General features: G+C 46.1%; 19 protein-coding genes, 1 pseudogene, 1 riboswitch and 1 other annotated feature. Of the genes and pseudogenes, 18 read left to right on the forward strand and 2 right to left on the reverse strand.

What is annotated here, in order from left to right; translation table 11 throughout:
- Positions 1-54 precede the first annotated feature (54 nt).
- Positions 55-507, reverse strand: coding sequence for an Hsp20/alpha crystallin family protein (locus KGMB01110_RS10665; RefSeq protein WP_117603602.1), 453 nt, complete (start codon positions 505-507; stop codon positions 55-57).
- Positions 508-782: 275 nt separating this feature from the next.
- Between KGMB01110_RS10665 and KGMB01110_RS10670 the strand changes: the two genes are divergently transcribed.
- From KGMB01110_RS10670 to KGMB01110_RS10705, 8 genes are all read left to right on the forward strand, one after another.
- On the forward strand, positions 783-1,922 hold the full coding sequence (locus tag KGMB01110_RS10670) for a DNA/RNA non-specific endonuclease (RefSeq protein ID WP_243112794.1): 1,140 nt from the start codon (positions 783-785) through the stop codon (positions 1,920-1,922).
- 128 nt (positions 1,923-2,050) lie between these two features.
- Positions 2,051-2,995, forward strand: coding sequence for a GTP-binding protein (locus tag KGMB01110_RS10675; protein ID WP_119298239.1), 945 nt, complete (start codon positions 2,051-2,053; stop codon positions 2,993-2,995).
- Positions 2,996-3,076: 81 nt separating this feature from the next.
- Positions 3,077-4,465, forward strand: a complete 1,389-nt coding sequence (locus KGMB01110_RS10680; RefSeq protein ID WP_119298241.1) for an alanine/glycine:cation symporter family protein — start codon at positions 3,077-3,079, stop codon at positions 4,463-4,465.
- Positions 4,466-4,518: 53 nt separating this feature from the next.
- Positions 4,519-5,034 (forward strand): nitroreductase family protein, encoded by a 516-nt coding sequence (locus KGMB01110_RS10685; RefSeq protein ID WP_119298243.1) that lies wholly within the window; start codon positions 4,519-4,521, stop codon positions 5,032-5,034.
- A 1-nt stretch (position 5,035) separates the two neighbouring features.
- On the forward strand, positions 5,036-5,878 hold the full coding sequence (locus KGMB01110_RS10690) for a tRNA threonylcarbamoyladenosine dehydratase (RefSeq protein WP_119298246.1): 843 nt from the start codon (positions 5,036-5,038) through the stop codon (positions 5,876-5,878).
- Positions 5,871-7,091 (forward strand): ATP-binding protein, encoded by a 1,221-nt coding sequence (locus KGMB01110_RS10695; protein ID WP_119298248.1) that lies wholly within the window; start codon positions 5,871-5,873, stop codon positions 7,089-7,091. The genes KGMB01110_RS10690 and KGMB01110_RS10695 overlap by 8 nt, the downstream gene beginning before the upstream one ends.
- A 193-nt stretch (positions 7,092-7,284) precedes the next feature.
- Positions 7,285-8,643, forward strand: coding sequence for a sodium-dependent transporter (locus tag KGMB01110_RS10700; protein ID WP_119298250.1), 1,359 nt, complete (start codon positions 7,285-7,287; stop codon positions 8,641-8,643).
- Between the two features lie 94 nt (positions 8,644-8,737).
- Complete coding sequence (locus tag KGMB01110_RS10705; protein ID WP_174714254.1) at positions 8,738-10,279, forward strand: phosphohexomutase domain-containing protein; 1,542 nt, start codon at positions 8,738-8,740, stop codon at positions 10,277-10,279.
- A 267-nt stretch (positions 10,280-10,546) separates the two neighbouring features.
- Here KGMB01110_RS10705 and KGMB01110_RS10710 read toward each other — a convergent pair whose 3' ends face one another.
- Positions 10,547-11,170, reverse strand: a complete 624-nt coding sequence (locus tag KGMB01110_RS10710) for a TetR/AcrR family transcriptional regulator (protein ID WP_119298252.1) — start codon at positions 11,168-11,170, stop codon at positions 10,547-10,549.
- 157 nt (positions 11,171-11,327) lie between these two features.
- Positions 11,328-11,602, forward strand: a riboswitch (cobalamin riboswitch).
- Positions 11,603-11,843: 241 nt separating this feature from the next.
- Here KGMB01110_RS10710 and KGMB01110_RS10715 point away from each other — a divergent pair.
- The 10 genes and pseudogenes from KGMB01110_RS10715 to rplJ form a co-directional block, all read left to right on the forward strand.
- Positions 11,844-13,022 (forward strand): annotated as a pseudogene (locus KGMB01110_RS10715) (sirohydrochlorin cobaltochelatase); the annotation flags it as partial.
- Between the two features lie 420 nt (positions 13,023-13,442).
- Positions 13,443-14,924, forward strand: a complete 1,482-nt coding sequence (locus tag KGMB01110_RS10720) for an ABC transporter substrate-binding protein (protein WP_119298256.1) — start codon at positions 13,443-13,445, stop codon at positions 14,922-14,924.
- A gap of 106 nt (positions 14,925-15,030) precedes the next feature.
- Complete coding sequence (locus tag KGMB01110_RS10725) at positions 15,031-16,038, forward strand: FecCD family ABC transporter permease (protein ID WP_119298258.1); 1,008 nt, start codon at positions 15,031-15,033, stop codon at positions 16,036-16,038.
- A 169-nt stretch (positions 16,039-16,207) separates the two neighbouring features.
- The gene (locus KGMB01110_RS10730) at positions 16,208-17,308 is read left to right on the forward strand and encodes an ABC transporter ATP-binding protein (protein ID WP_119298260.1); all 1,101 of its coding nucleotides are present in this window, start codon (positions 16,208-16,210) and stop codon (positions 17,306-17,308) included.
- Positions 17,309-17,436: 128 nt separating this feature from the next.
- Positions 17,437-17,586, forward strand: a complete 150-nt coding sequence (rpmG, locus tag KGMB01110_RS10735; RefSeq protein WP_117603614.1) for a 50S ribosomal protein L33 — start codon at positions 17,437-17,439, stop codon at positions 17,584-17,586.
- A 21-nt stretch (positions 17,587-17,607) separates the two neighbouring features.
- A complete protein-coding gene (gene secE, locus KGMB01110_RS10740; protein WP_117603615.1) occupies positions 17,608-17,817 on the forward strand; it encodes a preprotein translocase subunit SecE in 210 nt (69 codons plus the stop codon).
- Positions 17,818-17,829: 12 nt separating this feature from the next.
- Positions 17,830-18,348, forward strand: coding sequence for a transcription termination/antitermination protein NusG (nusG, locus tag KGMB01110_RS10745; protein WP_117603616.1), 519 nt, complete (start codon positions 17,830-17,832; stop codon positions 18,346-18,348).
- A 58-nt stretch (positions 18,349-18,406) separates the two neighbouring features.
- The gene (gene rplK / locus KGMB01110_RS10750) at positions 18,407-18,832 is read left to right on the forward strand and encodes a 50S ribosomal protein L11 (RefSeq protein WP_119298262.1); all 426 of its coding nucleotides are present in this window, start codon (positions 18,407-18,409) and stop codon (positions 18,830-18,832) included.
- 77 nt (positions 18,833-18,909) lie between these two features.
- Positions 18,910-19,602 (forward strand): 50S ribosomal protein L1, encoded by a 693-nt coding sequence (rplA, locus tag KGMB01110_RS10755; RefSeq protein ID WP_117888539.1) that lies wholly within the window; start codon positions 18,910-18,912, stop codon positions 19,600-19,602.
- Between the two features lie 89 nt (positions 19,603-19,691).
- Positions 19,692-19,824: a sequence feature (ribosomal protein L10 leader region), on the forward strand.
- Between the two features lie 50 nt (positions 19,825-19,874).
- Positions 19,875-20,426, forward strand: a complete 552-nt coding sequence (gene rplJ / locus KGMB01110_RS10760) for a 50S ribosomal protein L10 (protein ID WP_117603619.1) — start codon at positions 19,875-19,877, stop codon at positions 20,424-20,426.
- Positions 20,427-20,463 lie beyond the last annotated feature (37 nt).

Genomic DNA, 20,463 nt, shown 5'->3' on the forward strand with positions numbered 1-20,463 from the left:
CATAAAAAAGGAGCTGCCCAGTTCTGGGCAACTCCTTCTTTTATGGAGGAAAGATTATCCTTCAATGGAAATATAATGCTTTTTCTCTTCGACGGCCTGTTCTTTTGCCTTCGGAACAAAGAAGGAAAGAATACCGTTCTCATATTTCGGATGGATATCGGCTTCTGTAATATGTTCTCCGACATAGAAGCTTCGGCTCATACCACCGGCATAACGCTCACGGCGGATATATTTGCCATCCTTATCCTGCTCGTCTTTATCCAGACCCTTCTCAGCACTGACGGTTACGGTACCATCGTGCAACTCAATCTGGATCTCATCTTTCTTAAATCCCGGCAGATCAATGTCAACCTGGAATCCGTCTTCTTTTTCTTTTACATCGGTCTTCATAAGGTTCTTTGCGTGTTTACCATACAAAGTTTTGTCAACATCCGGGAAAGCCGGAAAAGCAAAATCGTTCATAAAATCATCAAATAAGTTTTCTCCAAAAATACTAGGCATCATCATAAGTCATTTCTCCTTCCAATTTTTAAACTTTGATAATTCGCACGATCGGAGAAATCCGAGGTGTTTCAATTTGGTAAGAACATCGGACTTTTGGGATATCAGTTCTTTCTTTTTATCCCTCTTCCTTTGTTCTATTTGTACTATAACACACATTATTAGCAATGTAAAGAGGTGAGTGCTAAAAAGTTGTGAACATTGTGTGAACATCGAATTCATGATATAATGAGCGTTAGCGTCAAGCACCGAAGGTGCGTGCCGTGGGATAATAACTCTATATGAGTGAAGCAGAAAGAAAAAGAGGACACAGATCTATGAAGCATGTGGAAAAATGGAAAAAACAAATCCTGTGGCTGGTGTTATCCTCTCTGTTATTGTTCAGTGGCTGTGGCTCCACACAGTCTGCTGACAGGAGTGATGCAGAGGTTACAGCATCTGCCGGAGCAGTTACGCAAAATCAGGAGGAAGCGACAAGTTCAGACGAGTCGGATGCAAAGGCGGATGTGGAGACAGACCTGGAACTCCAGAGTCAGTCTCAGTCCGATGCGGCCAATGCATCCTATATATTGTCAGAAGCCCCGGAATATTCGGGAAGCCCGTATGTGGTGCTTGAGAATAACGAACCGGATTTTACGGAAAATGACCGGACAACGGAAGCGTTTGAAACATACAGTAATCTGGATGCGCTGGGAAGATGCCAGGTTGCCTATGCAAATATCTGCAAGGAACTGATGCCTATCGAAGAACGGGGCAGGATCGGAATGATCAAGCCTTCGGGATGGCATACCGTAAAATATAATGACATCATTGATGGAAATTATCTGTATAACCGGTGTCATCTGATCGGATACCAACTGGCAGGGGAAAATGCCAATGAGAAAAATCTGATCACAGGAACCAGATATCTGAACGTGCAGGGAATGTTACCGTTTGAGGATGAAGTGGCAGACTATGTGAAACGTACCGGGAATCATGTACTGTACCGTGTAACACCGATCTTTCAGGGCGAAGAACTGGTGGCGCGAGGCGTGAAAATGGAAGCAGAATCGGTGGAGGACAATGGAACAGGGGTGAAGTTCCACGTATATTGCTATAATGTGCAGCCGGGGATCGGCATTGATTATGCCACCGGAGACAGTTGGAGACAGGATGCAGACGAGGTGAGTTCCGCCGCCGAATCGTCTGCGACAAACGGAAAGAGTGTTGCAAATGTACAGGTAGATGCGGCAGGAAACAACCAGTCCGAGGCAGGGGCGCAAACGGAAACTTATATTTTGAATCAGAATACCAAAAAGTTCCACAAGCCATCCTGTTCCAGTGTAAAGACGATCAAGGATACGAATCGCGGAGAGTTTACCGGGAGTCGGGAGGATCTGATCAGTCAGGGATACGAGCCCTGCGGACGCTGTCATCCGTAAAATATGGACTGCAATGAAGTAAAGTTGGCGCCGGAGTTTGATGAGCAGGGCGTAGCATGCTATAAGCTGGAAGGCGGAGAGTAACTGAATGAATACTATGTAATCGGTCAGCTGACAGGAGAAAAGAAATGATAAAGATTGATTTGATTACCGGATTCTTAGGATCCGGTAAAACTACTTTTATAAAGAAATATGCCCGGTATCTGATGGACAAGGGACTGAATATCGGGATTCTGGAAAATGATTACGGAGCCATCAACGTGGATATGATGCTTTTGAAAGATCTGGAAGGGGAACAGTGTGAGCTGGAAATGATCTCCGGTGGATGTGATCAGGAAACCCACAGAAGACGGTTTCGTACCAAACTGATTGCCATGGGCATGTGCGGATATGACCGGATCCTCGTGGAACCTTCCGGAATCTATGATGTGGATGAATTCTTTGATGCGCTGCGGGAAGATCCAGTGGATCGCTGGTATGAAGTGGGAAGTGTGATCGCGGTGGTCAATGCCTGCCTGGATGACCATCTGACGGAGCACGAAGCGTATTATCTGGCGTCGGAAGTAGCAGATGCGGGGTGTGTGCTGCTTAGCCGAATGGAAGAAGCAGGCGAAGAGCAGGCCAGGAAGACCTTGGAGATGCTGGAAACTGCGTTACAGGAAATCGGCTGTAAAAAGAAGGTACAGGAGTGTGTACTGGCAAAGAACTGGGAAGATCTGACGGAAGAAGATTTTGCCCGGATCCAAAATGTGGGAATGCAGCAGAACAGCTACCAAAAGAAATGGTTCCCGGAAGAAGAATCCTTTGAAACGGCATTTTTTATGAATCTGGATATCGAGAGGAAGCAGGCAGAAACGTTGGTGCAGAGCCTGTTCGAAGATTCGGATTGTGGGAAAATTATCCGGGTGAAGGGCTTTTTGCAGGATGGGAATCAATGGCTGGAGTTAAATGCCACAAGAGGCGGCTACGAGATCCGAACGGCACAAGACGGACAGAATGTGTGGATCGTGATCGGGGAAAGGCTTAAAAAAGAGCGAATTGAAGCAAGAATGCAACGGGAATTCGCGAAATAACTACTGCAATTCAGTAGGAAATATGGTATAATCCTTAAGTTATTATCGTAGAAAATCGATCCAAAAGAGAAAGGGATTATTATGTTAGCGACAATTGAATCTGTAAATAGCGTGGTCAACAACTTTATCTGGGGTGTTCCCGCTATGCTCTGTATTATCGGAGTAGGACTGGTCTTAAGTGTCAGAACCGGATTTCTCCAGATCCGAAAGTTCCCCTATGCGATGAAGATTACGCTGGGACGTATGTTGAAAAAGAAGGAGGCTTCTGACGGAGCTATGACGCCGTTTCAGGCAGTCTGTACTGCACTGGCGGCGACGGTTGGAACGGGAAATATTGCCGGAGTTGCCGGAGCAATCGCAATCGGCGGACCGGGAGCCGTTTTCTGGATGTGGATTTCCGCCCTGCTTGGAATGTGTACCAAGTTCTCAGAAGTTACCCTGGCGGTACATTTTCGTGAGGTTAATGAGGATGGAGAATATGTGGGCGGACCGATGTACTACATTAAGAATGGTCTGGCGAAACACTGGCATTTCCTGGCGTATTTATTCGCAGCATTTGGTGTGTTGACCGTATTCGGAACCGGAAACGCAACCCAGGTCAACACCATTACCACAGCCATTGATTCCGCATTGTTTAATTACAACGTGATCGGAGAGGGCAGTGTGAAGACACTGAACCTGATCATCGGAATCGTGCTGGCGATTCTGATTGCGCTGATCCTGCTTGGAGGAATCAAACGAATCGGACAGGTGACAGAACGTCTGGTACCGTTTATGGCAGTGCTTTATATTTTACTTGCACTGGGAATCATTGTACTGAATATCGGGCATATTCCGGCGGTCTTTGCTTCCATTTTCAAGGGGGCGTTCTCACCGGCATCCGTAACCGGTGGCGCAGTGGGCAGCTTCTTTATGAGTATGAAAAAGGGCGTTTCCAGAGGAATCTTCTCCAATGAAGCCGGACTTGGTACCGGATCCATCGCCCATGCCTGCGCAGATACAAGAAAGCCGGTAAAACAGGGATTCTTCGGAATCTTTGAAGTCTTTGTAGATACGATCGTGATCTGTACACTGACTGCATTGGTTATCCTTTGCAGCGGAGTTCCGGTAGGATATGGTGCCGCAGCCGGTGCAGAGCTTACCATCAGCGGATTTACCGCAGTGTATGGCAACTTGGTGTCCATCTTTACCGCAGTGGCAATGTGCTGTTTCGCATTTTCCACCATCATCGGCTGGGGACTGTACGGAGCAAGATGTATCGAGTTCCTGTTTGGAACCAGAGTGAACAAGCCGTTTATGTTGGTATACTCTCTGGTAGCCATCGTCGGAGCGACCATGGATCTGGGATTGATGTGGAGCATTGCGGAGACATTTAACGGTCTGATGGCAATCCCGAACCTGATCGCAGTCTTCCTGTTGTCCGGTGTGGTTGTGAAGATGGTAAAAGAATATTTTGAAACGGAAAAATAATGTGTTAAAATAGCAGCAGATGATAGCAAATAGCAGGAAAGGAGACATGAAACATGGATTTTATGACATTGGCAAAAGAAAGATATTCGGTACGTGATTATAAGGATACTCCGATTGAAGAAGAAAAGCTTCAGAAGATTCTGGAAGCAGGACGGATCGCTCCGACAGCAAAGAATAATCAGGCATATCGTGTGTATGTGTTAAAGAGTGAAGCAGCAGTTGCAAAGATCCGTGAACTGAGTCGCTGTGCATTCAACGCACCGATCGTCCTTCTGTTTACCTATAACAAAGATGAAGAGTGGTTCAACACGAAAGAGGAAGATTACCGCTCCGGGCAGGAAGATGCAAGTATCGTGGCAACCCACATGATGTTGCAGGCACAGGAACTGGAAATCGGCTCTTGTTGGGTGAATGTATTCCCACCGTCAGAGGTGATCGAGGCATTTGACATCCCGGCAAATGAAAGACCGGTTCTGCTGATGCCGATTGGTTATCCATCAGACAAGTCAGTACCGTCTGAGCGTCATACGCTGTATCGTGACATGGAGGAGTTAGTGAAGGTGTTATAAGATGTTAAATCAGTTTTCAAGAACAGAATTGCTGCTTGGGAATGCAGCAATGGAGAAATTAGCAGGCTCTAAGGTTGCCGTTTTCGGGATCGGTGGAGTCGGAGGATATGTAGTGGAAGCGCTGGCACGCAGTGGTGTGGGCGCTTTTGACTTGATTGATGATGATAAAGTCTGCCTGACAAATATCAATCGTCAGATCATTGCCACCAGAAAAACGGTGGGGCGGTATAAGACAGACGTAATGAAAGAACGGATCCTGGAGATCAATCCGGATGCAAAGGTGGAAATCCACAATTGCTTCTATTTGCCGGAAACCAAGGATGAATTTGATTTTAAAGAGTATGATTATGTAGTCGATGCGGTGGATACGGTGACAGCCAAGATCCAACTTGTTCTGGAGGCTCAGGAGGCGGGCGTTCCGATTATTAGCAGTATGGGAGCCGGCAATAAGCTGGATCCGTCAGCGTTTGAGGTGGCGGATATCTATAAGACTTCCGTATGCCCGCTGGCAAAAGTCATGCGACGGGAGTTGAAGAAGCGGGGCGTGAAACATTTAAAAGTCGTGTATTCCAAAGAAAAGGCACTGGCTCCGATCGAGGATATGGCTATCAGTTGTCGGGCACACTGTATCTGTCCGCCGGGAGCAGCAAGAAAATGTACCGAGCGCCGGGCAATTCCGGGATCGACGGCATTTGTACCATCCGTGGTGGGACTGATCATCGCAGGAGAAGTGGTAAAAGATCTGACGACAAAGGAAATGGAAGAAGCACGAAAGAAGATGGAGGAAGATCTGCAGAAGATCAAAGAGGAACAAACGCGGAAAAAGGAGCAGACACATGAGTGAGACAGAGATCACCTGGGGTGAGGTGAAAGTATTAGAGGAAGGCTCATACAGCCTGATCGATATCCGGGATGATTCCAGTGTCGCTTACGGAATGATTCCGGGAGCCAGACAGATTGTCCAGAGCAAGCTGGAAGAATCTTTAGAAGAACTTCCGAAAGACCGGTTGCTGATTCTGTACTGTATGCGTGGAATTTTCAGTGTGGATGCGGCAGAAATGCTGAGAGAACATGGCTTTCAGGCAAAAAGTTTAAAAGGCGGATATGCATCCTGGCTGGTCAGTCAGATGGAGGAAGAAAAAGAACAGGATCCGGAGCAGAACCGGGCAGCAGAGATTGAACTGAGCATTCGCAAGAAATTCCATCGGGCGTTATTTTCCCAGTTCGCAAAAGCAATCCGGGAATATGATCTGGTACAGGAAAATGACAAGATTGCGGTCTGCATTTCCGGCGGAAAAGACTCCATGCTGATGGCGAAACTGTTTCAGGAATTGAAACGCCATAATAAATTTCATTTTGAACTGGTCTTTCTGGTGATGGATCCGGGTTACAGCGAAGTGAACCGGAAAGTGATCGAGAACAATGCGAAATTGATGGGGATTCCGATTACAGTATTCGAGACGGAAATTTTCGATGCGGTCTATGATATTGAGAAATCGCCCTGTTATGTCTGTGCCAGAATGAGACGGGGATATCTGTACAGTAAGGCGAAAGAACTGGGATGCAATAAGATTGCGTTGGGACATCATTATGACGATGTGATTGAGACAATCCTGATGGGAATGTTGTACTCGGCACAGGTACAGACCATGATGCCGAAGCTGCACAGCACCAATTTTGAAGGGATGGAACTGATCCGTCCCATGTATCTGATCCGGGAGGATGATATTAAGCACTGGAGAGATTACAATGGCCTGCATTTTATTCAGTGTGCCTGCCGGTTTACCGATACCTGTACTACCTGCGACCCGGATGGCCGCAGCGTTTCCAAACGTATGGAGATCAAGAATCTGATCGCAGAGTTGAAAAAGGTTAATCCGTTTGTGGAAGGAAACATTTTCCGGAGTGTGGAAAATGTAAACTTAAGCACCGTTGTTGCTTATAAAAAAGACGGATTGAAACATTCTTTCCTGGAAACTTACGACGAACCGAAGGGAAAAGCGGAAGAGAAGCAGGAAACACAAGGAAAAACGTCAGATCCAACGGAGAAAGAATAATCAGAGAATCTGAAATTAGTGTGAGAAATCAGGCTTGAGAAAGTCGAATGATTGGAAATGGCAGAAATTGTAAGAGAAATGTTCGGTAGAACATTCTGCGGCAAGAGTCAGGGACGGAAGGTGGATATAGAGGAGATTGCCTGAAAAAAGGTGAATAAAAGAGAAAAAATAAATGAAATGAGAGGGTAAACAAATGAAACGAGAAAAATTTGGTTCCAGATTGGGATTTATCCTGATCTCGGCCGGATGCGCCATCGGATTGGGGAATGTGTGGCGTTTTCCGTACATTACAGGACAATACGGAGGAGCGGCTTTTGTGCTGATTTATCTGTTCTTCCTGCTGGTGCTGGGACTTCCGATCATGGTCATGGAGTTCGCGGTAGGACGTGCCAGTCAGGCCAGTGTGGCATTGTCCTTTGATAAGCTAGAGCCGAAAGGAACGAAATGGCACTGGTACAAGTACTTTGGTATGGCGGGAAATTATCTGCTGATGATGTTCTATACCACCATTGGAGGATGGATGCTTTTATATCTGTGTAAGATGTTAAAGGGAGAATTCCATGGGAAAAATGCAGAACAGATTCAGGGGATCTTTGGAGATCTGATGGGAAAACCGGTTCTGATGACGGTATTCATGATGATCGTGGTAATTTTCTGTTTCAGCGTCTGCAGTCTGGGTGTGCAGAAAGGTCTGGAGAAGATCACGAAATACATGATGTTTCTGCTTCTCGCGCTGCTGGTGGTACTGGCGATTCGCTCGGCGACACTTCCGGGTGCGGAAAAAGGATTAAGCTTTTATCTGGTACCGGATTTCCAGAAAGTAAAAGATGCCGGAGCGATGCAGGTTGTTTTTGCAGCAGTAGGGCAGGCTTTCTTTACATTAAGCCTTGGAATCGGTGCGATCGCAATCTTCGGAAGCTACATTGATAAGTCCAGAAGACTGATGGGAGAAGCAATCTGTGTGACGGTTCTGGATACCTGCGTGGCACTGGTGGCAGGTCTGATCATTTTCCCGGCATGTTTTGCATTCGGAGTAAATCCGGACAGCGGTCCGAACCTGATCTTTATTACACTGCCGAATATCTTCAATGCCATGAGCGGCGGAAGAATCTGGGGAAGCCTGTTCTTTCTGTGTATGTTCTTTGCGGCAGCCTCCACGATTATCGCGGTGTTTGAGAATATTATTTCCTTTGCCATCGATCTGACCGGATGCTCCAGAAAGAAAGCGGCATTTTGTAATGCTGCTGCAATCATCCTGTTATCCATGCCGTGTATTCTGGGCTATAACGTATGGAGTTTTATTCAGCCTCTGGGAGCCGGTTCTACGGTTCTGGATCTGGAAGATTTCCTGGTCAGCAACAACCTGCTGCCACTGGGAAGCCTGGTATATCTGGCGTTCTGTACCACACGCTATGGCTGGGGCTGGGATAATTTCTTAAAGGAAGCCAATACAGGAGCCGGCATCAAATTCCCGAAGGCTGTCAGATATTATGTAACCTATATTGTGCCGCTGATTGTGCTGTGGATTTTTATCCGTGGTTATATAGGATAGAGGTTGTGCGGAAAAATATTTTGAATTATAATGACAGTAGCTTGAAATAAAGTTTAAAGTTTGGTTGCAAAATGAAGAGAGAAGGAGCAGCAATATGGCTATCACGAAGAAAGAACTTTTGAAACTGAAAAACGGAAGTGACGTCAGAGGCGTTGCCTGCGAAGGAATCGAGGGCGAACATGTCAATCTGACCGAAGAGGCGGCATATTTGATCGGACGCGCATTTGTTATCTGGCTGATGCAGAAGAAGAACCTGACAGCAGATCAGTGCGTAGTGGGAATCGGAACGGATTCCCGAATTACAGGACCGGCGCTGAAAAAACAGGCGATCAAGGGAATGTTGGCAGAAGGCATTAAAGTTGCTGACTGTCAGATGGCATCCACACCGGCCATGTTTATGTCTACCGTATATCCGGAGACTGGGTACGCAGGAGCCTGCATGATCACAGCCAGCCATTTACCATACAATCGAAACGGACTGAAATTCTTTGATGAGGATGGAGGTCTGGAAAAAGAAGACATCGAAGCAATCTTGAATATCGCCGGAGATCTGGCAGAGAAGATGGACGAGAAGGTTCTGGAAGAAGAACTGCCGACAGACAGTGACAAACTGACTGCCTTCGATCTGATCGATGTGTACAGCGCAGCACTTCGCAAGAAGATTTGTGACGCAGTGGCAGCAGAAGATTATGAGAAGCCGCTGGCCGGTCTGAAGATCATCGTGGACGCAGGAAACGGAGCCGGAGGATTCTTCGCCAAGAAGGTGCTGGCACCTCTGGGAGCAGATACGGAAGGAAGCGCATTCCTGGATCCGGACGGCATGTTCCCGAACCACATTCCGAATCCGGAAAATAAAGACGCAATGAAAGCAATCTGTGATGCGACTGTAGCATCCAAAGCAGATCTGGGACTGATCTTTGATACTGACGTAGACAGAATGTCTGCCGTGCTTTCTGACGGAACTCCGATCAACCGTGATTCCATCATCGCCATGATCGCAGCAATCCTGGCACCGGAATATCCGGGAAGTACCATCATCACAGACTCTGTAACTTCTGACCGTCTGACCGATTTCCTGGAGAAAGATCTGGGATTGAAACACCTCTGCTACATGAGAGGATATAAAAATGTCATCAACAAGTGTAAAGAATTAAATGCAGAAGGAATCGTAAGTCCGCTGGCAATGGAAACATCCGGACATGGTTGTCTGAAAGAGAACTACTACCTGGATGACGGAGCATTCCTGGCAGTGAAACTGTCTATCGCAGTGGCACAGGCAAAGAAACAGGGGAAGACCATCGATCATTTCATCGCCGGACTGAATACCGTGTTTGCCGACCGTGAAGTTCGTTTTCCGATTCTGGAAGAAGACTTCAAGTCCTATGGAGCAAAAGTTCTGGAAGCCTTTGAAAGCCGTGTGAAAGAAGCCGGATATGAACTTCCGAAGTCCTACGAAGGAATCCGCGTTCGTTTTAGCAAAGACTGCACCGGCTGGATGCTGCTTCGCGCATCCCTGCATGATCCGGTGATGGTTCTGAATATGGAAGGACATACCACAGAGGATCTGGACAAGATCACAGAGATCGCAAAACAGACGCTGGTTGGATTTGACGGACTGGATATGAAAGCTCTGTAAGGTGAGATTTGAAAGGAAACAGAAAATCGATTCTCCTGCAAAAGGTTGCAACGGGAACCGCTTGCGCTTGCCTTCGCCCCATAGAGATACCCCTGCGAGCAGCGCTGATGCGTGCACGCAGGAAGTACCGGGGCTTCAGATGTTCCCTTATGCATTCCTTTTGCGGAAGAAATAAGCAGTAAAGATTTCAATAAAAAAGTCTTATAGAATTACGTTTTTATTACGCTCATAATTCTGTAAGACTTTTCTTTTTTTACGCAAAGCATCTTATGCGGCGGTTGCTTCCAACGGAACGGTATAACATTTTAAAATCGCCCGAATACTATTATACAAGTGAGGCTTTAATTCTTCGATGCATACCGGATTGTTTTCCAGGATGGAACTGTAACAGGATGAACTTGCCAGTTCCAGGATCATGAACAGTACAATCTCAGGATTTTTCAACTGCTTCAGATTCTTTTCCGGAATAAAATTCAACAACGTATCATGAATCGCCTGCTCATCGTTCTCATGTCCCGGAAACAAGGCGTGACTGAAGATGCCCCAGCTTAAATTCTTGGAAACGAAACGAAGCAGTGGTTTATTCTTGATCATCTGATTGATGATATAGTCTACGACGAAAATCACGTGGTCTTCAAATGTAGGAAGATCCTGATCCAGGCTGGCCTGATGCGCTTCCTGGAACAAAGACTGTGCGGTAGAGGCGATCAGGTGATCCCGAAGTGCATATTTATCTTTGAAATACAGATAAAAGGTTCCCTTGGCGACACCTGCATTCTTGGTAATGTCATGAACGGAGGTTTTGGCAATGCCCTGATTCAGAAATAAATCATAGGCACTTTTCAGGAGGGCACCTAATTTTAATTGTTTATTCTCATCTATTTTTCCCATGAACAAAACTCCTTTGTAAACCTGTTTTATAATGAAAGAAAAGAACAGATTGTGACATATGAATTTGTAATATCTAAATTATAGAACTAAAATGACCATAAGTCAATGTTTATCCTCCTTGTCAAAGGGGTTTTGGTATGTTATGATGGGGAAAACATCATACAGGAAGAGAGTTGGTGCCGATTCCTTCAAGAAAACAAAAAATTCAGAAGAGAGTCGGGTAAAAGGGAAACAGGTGAGAATCCTGTACGATCTCGTCACTGTGATAAGGGAGCGTGACTTTTGCAACAGGTCACTGATGGAAGGATGCAATCTTCAAAGATTTCAGAATTGTGAGTTCAGAATCGGAGAAGATTGGCTGCTGCATTGGGAAGACGAAGAGTTACGCATTGATCTTTCAGCCAGGAAACCTGCCAATTGTCTGGTACAGGGAACTTTCCCAGATCACGAGTAATTGGTCGTACTGTCAGAAGAGAATCGCAGAGAACAGAAGAAAGCCGAAGAAGGCTCTCATTTGTATGGATGATTCTGAAAAAGATTGATTGCTCCGTCCGAATGTTGGATGGAGTTTTTTCTTGTTGCGCTTTCGCAATGATTTTACGTGCACATTACGGATTTGGAAAAGAGATTCTGTTCTGCAGTGTGCTTTTAATTAAGAAAAAGGAGATGTATTATGAAAAAGAGAACCGTAGCAGTGCTGTTGTCCTGTGTTCTGGCAATCGGAATGTTTACCGGATGTGGCAACAAGAGCACCAATGACACCAAACAGACGAACGCAGAGGAAGATCAGAAAGCGGCAGATGAAGTTGCAAAACTGATCGATGACATTTACGTACAGGAAAGAACCGATGAGACGGATGACCAGTGCGTAGCTGCGAAAGAGGCATGGGACAAGCTGACCGATGCACAGAAAGAACTGGTAGAAGGTGAAAATGCGGATCCGGACTATTTCGGAAGAGATACCGGAGACGCTTCGAAAGACGATCCGCTGAATGAGGACGGGATCGGAGAAAAAGAACTGTTGGTTGTAAGTTTCGGTACTTCTTTTAACGACAGTCGTACCGCTGATATTGGTGGAATCGAGAAAGCCTTACAGGAAGCAAACCCGGACTGGTCTGTCAGAAGAGCATTTACTGCACAGATCATCATTAACCATGTACAGGCAAGAGATGGGGAGAAAATCGACAACGTAGATCAGGCACTGCAGAGAGCCGTGGACAATGGCGTAAAAGAGCTGGTGGTTCAGCCGACTCACCTGATGCACGGTGCAGAGTATGATGAACTGGTGGATACTCTGGCAGATTATGAAGACAAGTTTGATAAAGTATCTGTTTCAGAGCCGCTTCTGGGAGAAGTCGGAGAAGATGCAATGGTTGTAAATGAAGATAAGGAAAAGGTTGCAGAAGCAATCACAGCAGAAGCAGTCAAGACCGCAGGTTATGATTCTCTGGATGCAGCAAAAGAAGATAAGGTTGCATTTGTATTCATGGGACATGGAACTTCTCATACTGCAAAGGTAAGCTACAGCCAGATGGCAACACAGATGAAGGATCTCGGGTATGAAAATGTCTTTATCGGAACCGTAGAGGGTGAACCGGAAGAGACCGCATGTGAAAATGTAATCGAAAGCGTAAAAGAAGCAGGTTATACAAAAGTGATTTTAAGACCGCTGATGGTTGTTGCAGGAGATCATGCAAACAACGATATGGCAGGGGATGACGAAGATTCCTGGAAGAGCCAGTTTGAAGCAAGCGGAGCATTTGACAGTGTAGATACCCAGATTTTCGGACTGGGAGAAATTCCGGAAATTCAGCAGATCTACGTAGAACATACAAAAAATGCGATGGAGTCTCTTGGTGAGACTTCATCCGCATCAGCTTCCGGCACACAGAGTGTGCCGGAGGATGGTGTGTACAGCGCAAAATTCGATACGGACAGCAGCATGTTTCATGCTTATGAAACTCTGGATGGACGCGGAACTCTGACGGTAAAAGATGGAAAGATGACCTTTCATGTCAGCTTGCAGTCTGAAAAAATCTTAAATCTTTTTGTGGGCAAAGCAAAAGATGCGAAGAAAGACGGGGCAGATGTTCTGGAACCGACCAAAGATACTGTGACCGATCCAGAAGGGAAAGAGGAAACAGTAAATGGATTTGACATTCCGGTGAAAAAACTGGATGAAGAATTCGATTTGGCATTGATTGGAACCAAAGGAAAATGGTATGATCACAAAGTCAGTATTACCGATGTGCAGCCGCAGTAAGGTGTGTGTATGAAAAAGAAAAAATGGCTCCTGCTGGCATTGCTCCTGATGTGTATGGGAAGTTTTGTCGGATGCGGGAAAACAGAAAAAGACGGAAAAACAGAAAAGGCAGAAACGACGGAAACAACGGAAGAAACCCTGCAGGACGGAGAATATACGGTGAACGTGGCTCTGGAAGGCGGCAGTGGGAAGGCTTCCGTGGAATCTCCGACCAAAGTGACAGTGAAGGATGGTAAGATTACAGCGACGATTATCTGGAGCAGTCCGTACTATGACTACATGATTGTGGACGGAGAAAAATATCTGAAAGAAAATGAAGAGGGCAACTCACAATTTACGATTCCGTTGAAAGAGCTTCCGGGGGATCTGGATGTGACGGCAGATACCACTGTCATGAGCAAACCTCATGAGATTGAATATACCCTGAAATTTACCTTCCCGGAATCCGGCTCCTTTGAGGAGATGGAAAAGACCGGGGAGATGACACTAAAATATGCTGATCAGTTTCAGGTGGAAGAATATAGTAACTGTAAATTGCTGACGATCGTAGACAACGGTCGTTTTTTCATCGTTCCGATGGGGATTCCGGTGCCGGAAGATGTGCCGGAGGATATAGAAGTTCTGCGCACACCGCTTGAAAATGTGTATCTGGTGTCCAGTGCAGTGATGGATCTGGTCTGTCGGATCGATGCTCTGTCTGCGGTAACATTTACCGGAACGAAGGAGCAGGACTGGTATGTACAGGAAGCGGCGGATGCGATGGAGCAGGGCACGCTTACCTATGCCGGAAAATACAGTGCGCCGGATTATGAGATGCTGCTGGATGCAGGGTGTTCTCTGGCTGTGGAAAATACCATGATCACCCACAATCCGGAAGTGAAAGAAAAACTGGAAGAACTGGGAATCCCGGTGATGATCGAACGATCCAGTTACGAGAGTCATCCACTGGGAAGGCTGGAATGGATCCGGTTTTTCGGAGCACTTCTCGGAAAGGAAGAAGTGGCGGACGCATATTATGAAGAACAGTTATCCAGGATCGAACCGATTCTGCAGAAAGAAAATACCGGGAAAAAGGTGGCGTTCTTTGCGGTGTCTTCGGATGGAAGTATTACCGTGCGGAAGCCCAATGACTATGTGGCATCAATGATTTCCCTGGCGGGTGGCGTTTATTCACTGGAAGGATATTTGCCGGAAGAGGAAAATGCACTTTCTACGATGAAAATGCAGATGGAAGATTTTTACGCGGCAGAAAAAGATGCGGATATCCTGATTTACAACGGAACCATCGAAGGAGAGATCAAAAGCGTGGACGAACTGATCGAAAAAAATGCGCTGTTCGCAGACTTTCAGGCGGTGCAGAATGATCAGGTTTATACCACCGGCAGTGATTTTTACCAACAAACCAGCAAGACCTGTGATTTTATCGAAGATCTGTATCATGTGTTAAATGGAAGTGAAGATGGGGAATATCATTTCCTGAAGAAGATATAATGTCTAAAGAATATAGCGAAGTTTCCTGATAAAATAATTGTAGAAAACAGGATACAGAAGATAAGAAGAAATAGAAAGAATGAGAAAGGACGAAAGGAGGGCGAGGATGAAAAAAAGATATGCAGGATCGTTTCTGTTGATCGGAAGTCTTCTGCTACTGCTGTTCTGGTGGAATGTGGCATCCGGAAGCGTGGAAATCAGCGTGCCGGAACTGATCGAAATCCTGAAACGAACCAGTCAGAATCACACGGCGCAGCAGATCATCTGGCAGATTCGCCTGCCCAGAGTCCTTTCGGCAATTCTGTTGGGAGGTGCTCTGTCAGTATCGGGATTTTTGCTGCAGAGCTTTTTTCAGAATCCGATTGCCGGACCGTATGTACTGGGAATTTCTTCCGGTGCGAAACTGGTGGTGGCTCTGACGATGATCTTCCTGCTGGAGAGAGGGAGAACCATCAGTTCGGCGGGGATGGTGGTGGCTGCCTTTTTGGGTTCTCTGATCGCGATGGGATTCGTCCTTGTGATTTCCTTTCGGGTATCCAATATGTCCTTTCTGGTGGTCTGTGGAATTCTGATCGGCTACATTTGTTCGGCGATTACCGATTTTTGCGTGACTTTTGCCAGTGATTCCAATATCGTGAACCTTCATAACTGGTCGTTGGGGAGTTTTTCTGGAATGACCTGGGAAAATGTGAGTTATATGACCGGGATCATCGGTGTGACGATGGGCGTATTGATTTTTCTGGTCAAGCCCATCGGAGCCTATCAACTGGGAGAAAATTACGCGAGAAATATGGGCGTTCCGGTGAAGGCACTGCGAATTGCGCTGATTCTGCTCTCTAGTCTGTTGTCAGCCTGTGTGACGGCGTTTGCCGGACCGATTTCTTTCGTGGGAATTGCAGTGCCACATTTGATGAAGCTTCTGACCAATACGGCAAAACCGGCGGTACTGATTCCGGCCTGTTTTCTGGGCGGAGGTGTCATTACATTATTCTGTGACGGAATTGCCCGAACCATGTTCGCTCCCACGGAAGTCAGTATCAGTTCGGTCACGGCGGTTTTTCTGGTACCGGTGGTGATTGTGGCGATGATGAAAAAGCAGGGACGACGCAGTTAGGATCCTCCAAATTTATTTTAGAAAAATAAAGCACGAAGTACCGGAACCTAAGGTGCGAATATAGCAGAGGAATAGAGCTTGGAGTATGGAATGCGAAAGAGATAAGAGCGAGAAGGGTATGCCATATAAAAAATACAACGGGATATAGACGGAGTAAGATGGAAAGACTATGAGAAAAGAAGATACATTTTCAATCGAACAACTGAATGTGGGTTACGGAAAAGATCCTCTGATCCGGGAGATTACATTTTCCGTAAACCCGGGCGAGATTCTGACGTTGATCGGACCGAACGGTTCCGGAAAATCTACGATTCTGAAGACATTGACCGGTCAATTGAAAAAAATGGGTGGCAGAGTCTGCGTGGGGACGGAAGAAATAGAAAAACTGGGTCGCAGAGAACTGGCACAGAAGCTTTCCATGGTGATGACGGAGCGGATTCAGAGTGAACTCCTGACCGGAAGGGATCTGGTGGCTTCGGGGAGATATCCTTACACCGGAAGATTCGGACATCTGACGGAACGGGACTGGCGGAAAGTGGAAGAGGCAATCCGACTGGTAAAGGCGGAAGAAGTCGAAGAAAAGGATTTTATGAAGATCAGTGACGGACAGAGACAGCGTCTGATGTTGGCGCGTGCAATCTGTCAGGAACCGGAGATTCTGATTCTGGATGAACCGACTTCCTATTTAGATATGGGATTTAAACTGGATATCCTGCAAAGAATTCGTATGCTGGCACGGGAGAAGAGAATGGCAATCCTTTTGTCTTTGCATGAACTGGATCTGGCACAGATGTTGTCGGATCGGATCGCGTGCGTGAAAGGCGATCGGATCGACCGGATCGGAACTCCGGAGGACATTTTTTCCGGGGAGTATATCCAGACGCTTTATGGAGTAGAACCGTCGAAATTTGATCCAGTGACCGGAAGAATGTTTCTGCAAACGGAAGGAAAAAAGCCAGAAGTATTCGTGATCGGCGGAGGCGGAAACGGGATTGCGGTGTATCGCAGACTTCAAAGAGAAGGAAGATCCTTTGCGGCGGGAATTCTGTGGGAAAATGACGTGGAATATGCGGATGCGCAGGCTTTGGCGGCACAGGTAATCGCGGAGAAGGCATTTTACCCGATCGGAGAACAACGGTTGGAACAGGCAAAAAAAATCCTGGATCAGTGTGAAGAATGTATCTGCCCATTAGACGAATTCGGACCGCTAGGTGAGGCAAACCGACAACTGGTGGAATATGCGCTGAAAACAGGCAAGAGAAAGGCTTGACTTCCGCTCTGAGCTATGATACAATTTTCTGGCGAATGGAAGTAGGTCTTTTTTTTATGCCTAAATTTAGATGGGGTCGCAGCCATCATGTAACTATCAAAAATGTAGCATAAAGCGAGGTGGAAGTTGTGCGCACAAGAATCACATTGGAATGTACAGAATGTAAACAGCGTAATTACACCATGACGAAGGATAAGAAAGCTCATCCGGAACGCATGGAAACTAAGAAGTACTGCAAGTTCTGTAAATCACACACACTGCACAAAGAGACAAAATAGTCGCTGGAAGGAAGTGGAAGAATGGGAGATAAGAAAGAGAAAGCTCGCAAGAAGAGTTTTACAAAAGGTCTTCAGGCCGAGTTTAACAAGATTATCTGGCCGGATAAAGAAACACTTGCAAAACAGACAGTGGCTGTATCAGTCGTATCAGTACTTTTAGGAGCATTGATCGCAGTGATCGATATTGTCATCAAGTACGGAGTCGATTTTCTCGTGCAGTTGAAATTGTAGAAAGGTGATTTTATGTCAGAGGCAAAATGGTACGTAGTTCATACCTATTCAGGTTATGAGAACAAAGTAAAAGCAAACATTGACAAGACGATCGAAAACAGACATCTGGAAGATCAGATCCTGGAGGTCCGGGTTCCGATGCAGGAAGTAGTCGAGCTGAAGAACGGCGTTCAGAAGGCGAGTCAGAAAAAAATGTTTCCGGGTTATGTTCTGATCCATATGATCATGAATGATGACACATGGTATGTAGTACGTAACACCAGAGGTGTGACCGGATTCGTAGGTCCAGGTTCCAAACCTGTTCCGCTGACAGAAGAAGAGATGCTCCCGCTGGGAATCAAACGCGAAGATATTGTGGTAGACTTCGGAGTCGGAGATACCGTAACAGTCTTAAGCGGAGCTTGGGAGGGAACCGTTGGCGTCATTCAGACGATGAATGAACAGAAACAGAGCCTTTCGATCAATGTCGAATTGTTTGGTCGTGAAACTCCGGTAGAACTGAGTTTCGCAGAAGTCAAAAAAATGAATTAAGCATTCAAAACGTGGGAGGAACCCTCGGTTCCGCAAACACCACAAGGAGGTAATTAAAATGGCAAAAAAAGTTGAAGGTTATATCAAATTGCAGATTCCAGCAGGCAAGGCTACTCCGGCTCCTCCGGTTGGACCGGCTCTGGGACAGCATGGTGTAAACATCGTTGAATTTACAAAGCAGTTCAACGCAAAGACAGCAGATCAGGGAGACGTGATCATCCCGGTTGTTATTACCGTATATAACGACAGAAGTTTCAGTTTCATCACAAAGACACCGCCGGCAGCAGTTCTGATTAAGAAAGCCTGCAAGATCCAGTCAGGATCCGGTGTTCCGAACAAGACAAAGGTTGCTACTATCACAAAAGCTCAGCTTCAGGAAATCGCTGAGACAAAGATGCCAGACTTAAATGCTGCATCTATCGAAGCTGCTATGAGCATGATCGCAGGAACCTGCCGTTCTATGGGTGTAATTGTAGAAGAGTAGGAACAGTCCTTTAGTGAGAGAAATTGAAGACAGTGGGAGGGGCATTTGACCCGCCAATACCACAAGGAGGTAATAGAATGAAACGAGGAAAGAAATATAGCGAAGCTGCAAAACTGATCGATAGAACAGCACTCTATGAGAAAGCAGAAGCAGTTAGTTTAGTAAAGAAAGTGGCAACAGCCAAGTTTGATGAGACAATCGAAGTTCATATCAGAACCGGATGTGACGGACGTCATGCTGATCAGCAGATCAGAGGAGCAGTCGTACTTCCGCATGGAACAGGTAAAAAGGTACGTATCCTTGTATTCGCAAAAGATGCAAAGGCTGAAGAAGCAAAAGCAGCAGGAGCAGATTTTGTCGGAGGAGACGAACTGATTCCGAAGATCCAGAACGAAGGATGGTTTGACTTTGACGTTGTTGTTGCAACACCTGACATGATGGGCGTTGTTGGACGTCTGGGACGTGTACTTGGACCTAAGGGTCTGATGCCGAACCCGAAGGCAGGAACCGTAACAATGGATGTTACAAAAGCAATCAACGAGATCAAAGCCGGTAAGATTGAGTACAGATTGGACAAGACCAACATTATCCATGTGCCGATCGGTAAGGCTTCCTTTACCGAGGAACAGTTAGCGGACAACTTCCAGACGCTTATTGATGCGATTTTGAAGGTAAAACCGGCAGCAGTAAAAGGTCAGTATTTGAAGAGCATTACACTGACTTCTACCATGGGACCTGGAGTAAAGGTTAACCCGATGAAGCTGGCTTAATCAGAAGAATCATAAATCAAGCATATATCTATGCTAAATTATAAGATTGCGGAAATGATACTTGACAAATCGTTTCCGCAATGTTATTCTATTTTGGTAAGTGACTGCCGAAGACAGCAGGTGCCGTAAGGCATAAGAAGTATACGCCTGCCGAGGAAGAACAGATTCAAAATGAATTGTTGTGTCTCCATGTCTTAGGGCTGGAGATTTTTTTATACCTATTCCTTTGGATTAGAAGCAGTCAGAAATCTAATAAGGAGGTGTACCCGAAAGTGGCAAAAGTTGAATTGAAACAACCTATCGTACAGGCAATTGCAGAAGACATCAAAGACGCTCAGTCCGTAGTACTGGTCGACTATCGTGGACTTACTGTTGAACAGGACACAGCTCTTCGTAAACAGTTCAGAGAAGCAGGCGTTTCTTATAAGGTTTGCAAGAACACGATGATGAAGCGTGCGTTCGAGGGAACTGAGTTTGCAGGACTTCAGGAATTCTTGGAAGGACCAAGCGCAATCGCAATTTCCAAAGAAGATGCAACAGCACCGGCTAGAATTCTTTGTGAATTCGCTAAGAATGCAGAAGCTCTCGAGTTGAAAGCAGGTGTAGTAGAAGGTACTGTTTATGATGTAGCAGGACTTCAGGAACTGGCAAAGATTCCGTCAAGAGAAGTTCTTCTTTCCAAATTGCTTGGAAGCTTACAGTCTCCAATCACAAATCTTGCTCGCGTCCTGAATCAGATCGCAGAGCAGGGTGGAGCAGCAGGAGAGACTGCAGAAGCACCGGCAGAAGAGGCTGCAGCAGAAGAAGCACCGGCAGCAGAGTAATTATACCCGGCAACCGGTACAGAAAGGTTGCATAATC

Origin of the sequence: Mediterraneibacter butyricigenes (assembly GCF_003574295.1) — a bacterium.
GTDB lineage: Bacteria > Bacillota > Clostridia > Lachnospirales > Lachnospiraceae > Mediterraneibacter_A > Mediterraneibacter_A butyricigenes.